Source organism: Kineococcus indalonis (genome assembly GCF_009906395.1).
In the GTDB taxonomy this organism is placed as follows: domain Bacteria; phylum Actinomycetota; class Actinomycetes; order Actinomycetales; family Kineococcaceae; genus Kineococcus; species Kineococcus indalonis.
This window is the reverse complement of sequence record NZ_JAAALM010000110.1, coordinates 1-9,447: the sequence shown is the minus strand read 5'-3', so window position 1 is coordinate 9,447 and position 9,447 is coordinate 1. Positions and strand designations below refer to the sequence as shown.

The following is a 9,447-nucleotide window of genomic DNA, read 5'->3' as shown; positions in this document are numbered from 1 at the left end:
CCACGGGCTCCGGCGCCGCGGCCACCACCGCCGACTACCTGGGCCTGACGGGCCCGGACGGCGTGTGGAGCGCGCTCGGCGGTGCCGCCGGCGCCGGCCGCGGCGTCGTCGTCGCCGACCTGGACACCGGCCTGTGGCCCGAGCACCCCTCCGTGGCCGGGCGGCCGCTGGGCAGCGCGCCCGCCGCGGGCGACGAGCACACCCCGTACCGCACCGCCTCCGGGCAGGTGCGCATGACCAAGAACGACGGCGGCACGTTCACCGGCACCTGCGAGACCGGTGACGGCTGGGAGGCCGCCGACTGCACCACCAAGGTCGTCGGCGCCCGGGCGTTCTCGGCCGGCTTCACCGCCGGCAACGGCCCCCTGGCCGAGACCGAGTCGCCCAGCGCCCGCGACACCGACGGGCACGGCACCCACACCGGCACCACCGCCGTCGGCCTGACCGGCGTGCGCGCCGGCATCGACGGCGCCGACTTCGGCGAGACCACCGGCGTGGCGCCGGCCGCCGCCCTGGCCGTCTACAAGGTGTGCTGGGCCGCCGCCAGCGGCGACGAGGGGTGCGCGAACTCCGACCTCGTCGCCGCCATCGACGCCGCGGTCGCCGACAACGTCGACGTCATCAACTTCTCCATCGGCGGCGGCGCCGCCACCAACGTCGTGGACCCGGTGGAGCTGGCGTTCCTGTCCGCCGCCTCGGCGGGCATCTTCGTCTCCGCCTCGGCCGGCAACTCCGGCCCGGCCGCCTCCACCCTCGACCACGCCAGCCCCTGGCTGACCACGGTCGGCGCGGCCACCTCCGTGCTGCGCGAGGGCACCGTGCGCCTGGGCGACGGGCGCCGCTTCGTCGGCGCCAGCTTCAACGCCACGCCGCTGCCGCGCTCCCCGCTGGTGCTGAGCACCGCCGTCGCCGCGAAGGGCGCTGAGGCCGCCGACGCGCAGCTGTGCCAGGCCGGCTCCCTGGACCCGGCCAGGGCGGCGGGGAAGATCGTCGTGTGCGACCGCGGCGGCAACGGCCGCGTGGAGAAGTCCGCCGAGGTCGAGCGCGCCGGCGGCGTCGGCATGGTCCTGGTCAACCCCGCCGAGAACAGCCTCGACGCCGACCAGCACCACGTGCCCACCGTCCACCTGGACACCGCCGCGGGCGCGGCCGTGAAGGCGCACGCCCGCAAGAAGGGCGCCACCGCCTCCCTGGAGGTGGGCAACACCACCGGCAGGGCCACGCCCACCCCGCAGGCGGCCGGGTTCTCCTCGCGCGGCCCGACGTTCGTCAACGAGGGCGACGTCCTCAAGCCCGACGTCTCCGCGCCGGGCGTCAGCGTGCTCGCCGGCTACTCCCCGCGGGCCAGCACCTCCGGCGACCTGTTCGCCCCCGCCTCGGGCACCTCCATGGCCGCCCCGCACGTGACGGGCCTGGCGGCGCTGTACTTCACCGCCCACCCGCAGTGGTCCCCGATGGCCGTGAAGTCCGCGCTGATGACCACCGCGCGCGACCTCGTGGGCGCCGACGGCGCCCCGGACCGCGACCCCTTCGCCGGCGGCGCCGGGTTCGTGGACCCCACCCGCATGCTCGAGCCGGGACTGGTCTACGACTCCGGCCCGCTGCAGTGGCTGCAGTACCTGGAGGGCTCCGGCGTCGACACCGGCACCGGCGTCGAGGCGGCCGACCCCAGCGAGCTGAACCAGGCCTCCATCGCCGTCGGCGACCTCACCGGCACCCGCACCCTCACCCGCAGCGTCACCGCCACCACGGCCGGGCTGTACCACGGCACCGCCTCGGTGCCCGGCTTCGACGTGCGGGTGTCCCCGAGCCTGCTGGTGATGGGCGCCGGGCAGACGAAGGAGTTCGAGGTCACGCTCACCCGCACCGGCGCCCCGCTGGAGCAGTGGGCCACCGGGTCGCTGACCTGGAAGGGCGCGGACCTCACCGTGCGCTCCCCGATCGCCGTGTTCCCCGAGACCGTCGCCGCCCCCGGCGAGGTGCGCCTCACCGGGGCCTCCGGCTCGCAGGACGTCACCGTCACCGCCGGCCTGAGCGGTCGCCTGGACCTGACGGCGGCCGGCCTGGCCGCCGGGCGCGCCTCCACCGGCAGCGCCGCCACCGGGCAGGAGGCGACGACGCGCGTGGAGGTGCCGCGGGGCACCGTGCTCTCCCGCTTCGACGTCGTCGCCGACGACCGCGAGGCCGACCTGGACCTGGTCCTGTACCGGGTCCAGGGCGGCCAGGAGGTGCCGGTGGCCACCTCGGCCACCTCCGCCGCCGACGAGCGCGTCACCGCGGTCCTGGAGCCCGGCACCTACGTCGTGGGCGTCACCACCTTCGCCGCGGCGCCGGGCAGGACGTCGGCCGGCTACCGGCTGACCGACTTCCAGGTGCCCGCCACCGGCGGTGCCGGCTCGTTCACCGCCACCCCGGACCCGCTGCCGGTGCAGCTGGGCCGCGAGGCGACGTACGCGCTGTCCTGGGAGGGCCTGGACCCCGCGCGCCCGCACCTGGGCGCCGTCTTCTACGGCGGGTCCACGACCCCCACGGTGGTCTCGGCGGGCTGAGCCCGGCGCACCGCCCGCCGCACGCACGACGGCCGTCGCACCCCACCGGGTGCGGCGGCCGTCGTGCGTGCCGGCCCGCGGCGGGTGGCACAGTGGGCGCGTGGCTCAGCGCAGGAACCCCCGCCCCCGGCAGGCGCCCCCGCCGGTGGCCGTGCCCGACCCGGCCGTGCCCGACCCGGCCGTGCCCGACCCGGCCGTGCAGGGCCCGACGTCCACCGGGGCCATCGCCGCGACCATCGCCGCCGGGCTGGCCCTGCTGGTCTCGACGGCCTACTTCCCGCTGTCGATCGTGATGGCCGCGGTGGTGCTGGTGCTGTCCGTGCGCGCCCTGGTGCGCCGCGCCCCGCACCGCGGCTGGTGGACGGCGGCCAACGTGCTCGGCGGCATCGCCCTGGCCAGCTCCGTGCTGGGGGCGGTGCTCGTGCTGGGCGCGCGGTGAGCGCCGCGCCGGGCGGGGCGCCGGACGGGGCGCCGCTGGTGCTGGCGCTGGCGCTGGACGCGCAGGACCAGCGGCGCCTGGACGAGCTGCGCCGCCGGCACTTCCCGCCCGAGCGGCTCCAGGTCGGCGCGCACGTCACCCTCTTCCACGCCCTGCCCGGTGAGCAGCGCGCGGCGGTGCTGGAGGCGGTGACCGAGGCGTGCCGCCGCCCCGCCTTCGACGTGCGGGTGGCCGGTGCGCGCTCGCTGGGGCGCGGGGCGGCGCTGGTGCTGCGCTCGGCGGAGCTGGACGCGCTGCGCGCCGACCTCGCCGGGCGGTTCGCGCCGTGGCTGACGCGGCAGGACGCGCAGCGCTTCTCCGCGCACGTCACCGTGCAGAACTTCGTGACCCCGCAGCGGGCCCGCGAGACCGTCGAGCTGCTGTCGGCGGAGCTGTCCGCGCAGCCCGACCCGGACCCGCTGCGCGCCACCGGCGTGGAGGTGCACCGCTACCTGGGCGGCCCGTGGGATCTGCTGGAGGTCGTGCCCCTCGCCTGAGCGCTCGGCGGGCGCGCGGCGCCGGCGCCGGGCAGGGTGTCCCCGTGGCCCTCCAGGAGCAGTCCACCGCCCCGTCCCCGCTGCGCCGCGCGGCCTGGCTGGGGGTGCTCGTCGCCGGCGTCCTGGCCTACCTCGTGGTGCTGCGGGTGATGGTCGACACGCGCAACCTGACGTTCTTCCCCTCGCTGCTGCTGCTGGGCTCGGCCACCGTGCCGCTGGCGGTGCTGGTGTTCGCCGAGAGCGGCGGGCGCAGCATCCCCGTGCGCGCCTGGGTGGTGGTGGCCACGGCCGTGGCCGGCGGGGTCGTGGGCACCGTCACCGCCGGCGTGCTGGAGTACCGGGCGCTGCTGGAGCTCGGCCCGGCCTCGGTGCTGCTGGTGGGCGTCATCGAGGAGGCCGCCAAGCTCGTGGTGCCGCTGGTGGTGCTGCTGCTCACCCGCCCGCGCGACGCGCGCGGCGGCATCGTCGTGGGCATCGCCTCGGGCACCGGCTTCGCCGTGCTGGAGACGATGGGCTACGGCTTCCAGGCCCTGCTCAGCGCGGGCAGCGTGGCGGCGGTGGACCAGACGCTGCAGCTGCGGGCGCTGCTCTCCCCGGCCGGGCACGTGGCCTGGACGGGGTTCGTGGTCGCGGCGCTGTGGCGCACCACCGCCTCGCCCTCGCGCGGGCGGGCGGTGGCCGGCTTCGCGGGCGCCTTCGCCCTGGCGGTGGTGCTGCACACCGTGTGGGACCTGGGCACCAGCCTGACGGTGCACGTCGCCGTGGTCGTGGTGAGCGTGGTGCTGCTGCTGGTGCTGGTGCACCGCGCCCACGTGCGCCCGCAGCTGCGCGCCGCCCGGCTCAGCGCGCCGGCGCTGCGCTGAGGGTGCGCACCACCGCGGCCAGCGAGCCGTCGTCGCCGACGTTGCCGGCGAACACCACGTAGGGGGTCCCGGCGGCGGGCCCGCCGACCGGTTCCCACAGCGAGACGATCCCCGGCAGCAGCGGGCCGCGCACCAGCGCCCGCCGGATGCCCAGGCCGTGGGCGGCGACGTCGCTGGAGGTGATGCCGCCCTTGGCGACCACGAAGCGCGGCGGGTGCGCGGCCAGAACGCGCCGCACGGTGGCCACGACGGCGGCGGACACGCGCCGGGAGATCGCCAGGGACTGCGCGGGGTCGTCGGCGCGCTGCAGCACGCGGCTGGTGTGCAGCACGACGTCGCCGTCGGCGAGCAGCGCGGCCGCCTCGCCGGCGACCTCGCGCACGTGCTCCTCCGCGCCCCCGCCCAGCAGGCGGGGCACGTCCAGCACGAGGGAGCGCACGTCGGGCCGGTCGGCCTGCAGCGCGGCGAGCTGGCGGCTGGTCAGGCCCACGTGCGAGCCGACGACGACGAGCCCGCCGCCGGGGCGCGCGCCGTGGCGGAACACCTCCGCCGCGCTCAGGGGGGCGCGCACCTCCTGGCCGGTGCGGGCGCGCACGAACGGCGGGCCCACCCGGTGCAGCAGCTCCTTGCCGGCGGCCTCGGCCTCGACCAGGCCCAGGGCCAGCAGGCGCAGGTCGTCCTCGCCCACCGCGTCGGCCACGACGGTGCGCGCGCCGGTGAGCGGGGCCAGGGCGGCGGCCACCGCCGCGGGCCCGGCGCGCAGCAGCGCCAGGTCGAGCACCACGACGTCCTCGGCGCGGGTGCGCCCGCCGGTCTTCTCCGCCACCCAGGCGCGCAGGTCGGAGGAGGAGTAGCCGAAGGTGGCGTCGCGGGCGAACTCGCTCTCGCCCACCGGCAGCAGCCCGTCGGGGGTGCGCAGCAGGTGCACGCCGCCGACGGTGATGCGCCCGGCCTCGGGGAAGGCGGGCACGAGCACCAGCGCGTCCACGGCCCGCCCCCCGCGCCCGGCGACGGTGGAGGCGACCACGTCGGTCTCCAGCGGGAAGTGCCCGCGCAGCGTGGAGTCCCCGCGGCTGACGAAGCGCACCCGGGTGCCGGTGCGCTCGGCGGCGGCCAGCACGGCGGTGACGACCTCGCGGGTGAGGTCGCCGGCCTCGGCGGGCCCCAGGGAGCGGCTGTTGGTGAGCACGTACACGGCCGGGGCGCCCAGGCCCAGCGCCCACGCCACGTCCTCCTCGCCCCAGGCGGTCAGCACCGGCAGGTCGGCGACGGACTGGGTGCCGGTGGGGTCGTCGTCGAGGACGACCAGGACGGTGCCGGTGCCGGCGTGCGCGGCGGCCACGCGCGCGGCCGGCACGGCGACGGGGGCGGGGTAGCCCGACAGCAGGTCGCTCTCGTCCACCGGTGCCTCCTCGCTCGTGGGAGGCCACCCTACGGACCGGCGCGCCTCAGGTCACCAGCCGCTCCAGCAGGGGCAGCTGCGGGCAGGGGTCGTCGGCGTCGCCGAAGTGCCCGGAGGGGCGCACCACGAGGGTGCCGCCGAGGTGCTCGAGCATCTCCAGGCCCTGCTGCGCGTCGCAGCCGTAGGGGTCGCGCACGGAGTTCACGAAGGTGAGCTCGCGCGCGGCGCCGCGCACGAGGTCCCAGTCGTAGCCGGGCCGCAGCACCGGCTCCTCCTCCGCGCCCGGCGGGCGGTGGTACCCGGCGACGAGCACGGCGTGGGCGACGGTGACCCCCCGGCGCCCGAGCTCCTCCAGCAGGGCCAGCAGCAGGGCGGCGCCGCCGGAGTGCCCCACGAGCACGGTGCGCCCGTCGAAGGCGTGCGCGGCCAGCACGCGCGGCAGGAACGTGGCGACCGGCTCGATGTTGGTGCCCGGGTGGTGCGGCACCTCCACCTCCCAGCCGCGCTCGCGCAGCCGCCCGGCCAGCCAGCCGTACCAGCAGGCGCCCGGGTCGGCGCCGGTGCCGTGGAAGACGATCGCCCTGCGTCTCACGGGACCTCCTCGTGGTGGGTTCACCGGTGCCGACCCGGGCGCGCGCCGTTCCTCACCGGCGGGGGCGGGCCTTCAGGTGCGGGGCCCGTGCGCGAACCACACCGCGCTGACGTCCTGCTCACCGTGCCCGGCGGCCAGGGCGGCGGCGAAGTGCTCGTGCACCGCGCGCGCCAGGCCGGCCTCCGAGCCGGCCGACGCGGCCGCGGCCAGGACGAGCTCGAGGTCCTTCGCGCCGCCGCCCAGGCCGAACTGCGGCTCGTGCCGCCCCTCCAGCATCGCCGCGCCCTTGCCCTGCACGTACGGGGAGTCCATCGCCCCGCCGCGCACCGCCTCCAGGAACAGGCGCGGGTCCACGCCGAGGTCGCGCGCCAGGGCCAGGGAGCTCGCCACGCCGTCCACGACGGTGAGCACCCACGCGTTGCAGGCCAGCTTCAGGCGCGAGGCCGCCCCGACCCCGCCCACCCACAGGGTGCGCTGCCCGATGGCGCCGAGCACCGGCTCCAGCAGCGGGCGCAGCTCCTCCTCGCCGCCGGCGAGCACCGTCAGCGCGCCCTGCTCGGCCGGGCCCCTGGTGCCCAGCACGGGGGCGTCGACGAAGCGCACGCCCAGCTCGCCGGCCAGGCGGGCCAGCCGCTCGACGCCCTCGACGCCGACGGTGCTCGTCTGCACCCACACCGCCCCGGGGGCGAACCCCTCCCGGGCGGCGCGCACCGTCTGCTCCACGCTGTCGGCGTCGAAGAGCATCGTCAGCACCACGTCCGCGCCGCGCACCGCGTCGGCGGGGTCCTGCGCCACGCGCGCGCCGACCCCGGCCAGCGGGCGCGCCTTCTCCGGCGAGCGGTTCCACACGCTCAGCGCCAGCCCGGCGGCGGCGAGGTTGCGGGCCATGCCCGCGCCCATCGTGGAGGTGCCCAGCAGGGCGACGGTCGGCTTCGCGGGGTTCCCGGTCACGGGCTCCATGAGGCCACGCGGCGCCCGGGTCCACCAGCTGGGTCCACCAGCCGGGCCCGGAGGGTTCAGGCCCCGGCGGCCGCGCGCACCGCGGGCGGCAGCACCCGCAGCACCTCCTCGACGTCCTCCTCGCGCGTCTCGGGCCCCATCGAGAACCGCACGGCCGTGCGGGCGGTGTCGGGGTCCAGGCCGGTGGCCAGCAGCACGTGCGAGGCGTCCTCGGAACCGGCCGAGCACGCCGAGCCGCTGGAGCACACCACGCCCGCCGCCTCCAGCTCCAGCAGCACCGTCTCCCCGCCCACGCCGGGGAAGCAGAACGAGGCGTGGTGCGGCAGGCGCTGCACGGGGTGGCCGGTCAGGAGCGCGTGCGGCACGGCGTCCAGCACGCCGGCCACCAGCCGGTCGCGCAGCGCGGCCAGCCGGGCGCTCTCCTCCTCGCGCGCGGCCTCGGCCAGCCCCAGGGCCACGGCCGTGCCGACGGCGCCGGCCACGTCCACCGTGCCCGAGCGCCGGCCGAGCTCCTGCCCGCCGCCGTGCACCACCGCCTCCAGCGGCACCGAGCCGCGCACGAACAGGACCCCGTTCCCGCGCAGGCCGCCGAACTTGTGCGCCGACAGCGACAGGGCGTCCACGCCCAGGGCGTCCACGTCCAGGGGCAGGTGCCCGGCGGCCTGCACCGCGTCGGTGTGCAGCGGCACCCCGTGCCCCCGGCAGATCGCGGAGACCTCCGCCAGCGGCTGCACGGTGCCGACCTCGTTGTTGGCGAGCATGACCGACACCAGCGCGGTGCCGTCGTCCACGAGCCGCTCCAGGTGCTCCAGGTCCACGACGCCGCGGGCGTCGACGCCCACCTCGTCGACGCGGAAACCCCGGTGCGCCAGCGCCCGCGCGGTCTCCAGCACCGCCGGGTGCTCGACGGCGGAGACCACCACGCGCCGGTCGCGGGGGGCGGCGGTGGCGATGCCGGTGACGGCGAGGTTGTCGGCCTCGGTGCCCCCGCCGGTGAACACCACCTCGCCCGGGCGCCGGCCCAGCACCTGCGCCACCGCCGCGCGCGCGGCGTCCAGGCCGGCCTTCGCGGCCCGGCCGGCCTCGTGCGCGCTGGAGGGGTTGCCGGTGACCCGCGTCAGGTACGGCCACACGGCCTCCAGCACCTCCCGGCGCGGCGGGGAGGTGGCGGCGTGGTCCAGGTAGATCACGGCGCCACCCGCCCGGTGGGCCCGTCGGTGCTCCCGGCGGCGACCTCCACGTCCAGGCCGAGGTCCAGCGTGCGGGCGTTCTGCGTCAGCGCCCCCACCGAGACCAGGTCCACGCCGGTGCGGGCGATCGCGGCGACGGTGTCCAGGCGCACCCCGCCGCTGGCCTCCACCAGCGCCCGGGAGCGGGCCCGCACCCGGCGCACGCCCTCGGCGAGGTCCTCCAGGGGGAAGTTGTCCAGCAGCACCACGTCGACGTCGGCGGCCAGGACGGCGTCGAGCTGGTCGAGGCGGTCCACCTCCACCTCCACCGCGGTGGTGTGCGGCACCCGCTCGCGCACCGCGCGCAGCGCGGTGGTGACGTCCACGCCCCCGGCGAGCAGCACGGCGAGGTGGTTGTCCTTGACGAGCACCGCGTCCGAGAGCGACCAGCGGTGGTTGCGCCCGCCGCCGGCGCGCACCGCGGCGCGCTCCAGCACCCGCAGGCCCGGGGTGGTCTTGCGGGTGTCCACGACGCGTGCGCCCGTGCCGGCCACCGCGTCGACGAACGCGGCCGTGAGGGTGGCGACCCCGGACAGGTGCTGCAGCAGGTTCAGCGCGACCCGCTCGGCGCGCAGCACCCCCAGCGCGGTGCCGCTGACGCGGCCGAGGACGTCGCCGGCGGCGAAGCGGGTGCCGTCGGGGGAGAAGCCGCACCGCAGCAGCGCCCCGCCGGTCAGGGCGGCGGCCTGCTCGAACGCCGCGACGGCGGCGGCGGTGCCGGCCAGCACGCCGGGTTCGCGGGCGCGCAGCTCGGCGTGGGCGACCGCGCCGGCCGGCAGCAGCGCCTCGCTGGTGACGTCCCCCCACGGGGCGTCCTCGGCCAGGGCGGCGGCGACGACGGCCGCGACGGCCGCGGCGGGGGCGCCCTGGCCGAGGA

9 protein-coding genes are annotated in these 9,447 nt (G+C 78.0%); 4 read left to right on the top strand and 5 right to left on the bottom strand.

Going from position 1 to position 9,447, the window contains the following annotated elements:
- The 4 genes from GTR00_RS07780 to GTR00_RS07765 all read left to right on the top strand — a co-directional run.
- A partial coding sequence (locus GTR00_RS07780) for a S8 family serine peptidase (protein ID WP_166611060.1) occupies positions 1 to 2,549 on the top strand: 2,549 nt, incomplete at its 5' end.
- A gap of 100 nt (positions 2,550 to 2,649) precedes the next feature.
- Entirely contained in the window at positions 2,650 to 2,988 is a 339-nt protein-coding gene (locus tag GTR00_RS07775; protein WP_166611059.1) for a hypothetical protein, read from the top strand.
- Complete coding sequence (locus tag GTR00_RS07770) at positions 2,985 to 3,524, top strand: 2'-5' RNA ligase family protein (protein ID WP_166611058.1); 540 nt, start codon at positions 2,985 to 2,987, stop codon at positions 3,522 to 3,524. The genes GTR00_RS07775 and GTR00_RS07770 overlap by 4 nt, the downstream gene beginning before the upstream one ends.
- A 44-nt stretch (positions 3,525 to 3,568) precedes the next feature.
- On the top strand, positions 3,569 to 4,387 hold the full coding sequence (locus GTR00_RS07765; protein WP_323132318.1) for a PrsW family glutamic-type intramembrane protease: 819 nt from the start codon (positions 3,569 to 3,571) through the stop codon (positions 4,385 to 4,387).
- Here the strand turns inward: GTR00_RS07765 and GTR00_RS07760 are convergent.
- The 5 genes from GTR00_RS07760 to nadC form a co-directional block, all read right to left on the bottom strand.
- Positions 4,365 to 5,789, bottom strand: coding sequence for a four-carbon acid sugar kinase family protein (locus GTR00_RS07760; RefSeq protein WP_166611057.1), 1,425 nt, complete (start codon positions 5,787 to 5,789; stop codon positions 4,365 to 4,367). The two genes, GTR00_RS07765 and GTR00_RS07760, sit on opposite strands and share 23 nt — an antisense overlap.
- A gap of 46 nt (positions 5,790 to 5,835) precedes the next feature.
- Positions 5,836 to 6,381: an alpha/beta hydrolase gene (locus GTR00_RS07755; RefSeq protein ID WP_166611056.1), complete on the bottom strand. Its 546-nt coding sequence runs from the start codon at positions 6,379 to 6,381 to the stop codon at positions 5,836 to 5,838.
- A gap of 72 nt (positions 6,382 to 6,453) precedes the next feature.
- Positions 6,454 to 7,341 carry an NAD(P)-dependent oxidoreductase gene (locus GTR00_RS07750; RefSeq protein ID WP_166611055.1) on the bottom strand — a complete coding sequence of 296 codons (888 nt, stop codon included), beginning with the start codon at positions 7,339 to 7,341 and terminating at the stop codon, positions 6,454 to 6,456.
- Between the two features lie 56 nt (positions 7,342 to 7,397).
- On the bottom strand, positions 7,398 to 8,531 hold the full coding sequence (locus GTR00_RS07745) for a cysteine desulfurase family protein (protein WP_166611054.1): 1,134 nt from the start codon (positions 8,529 to 8,531) through the stop codon (positions 7,398 to 7,400).
- A partial coding sequence (gene nadC / locus GTR00_RS07740) for a carboxylating nicotinate-nucleotide diphosphorylase (RefSeq protein ID WP_323132317.1) occupies positions 8,528 to 9,447 on the bottom strand: 920 nt, incomplete at its 5' end. The genes GTR00_RS07745 and nadC, both read right to left, overlap by 4 nt.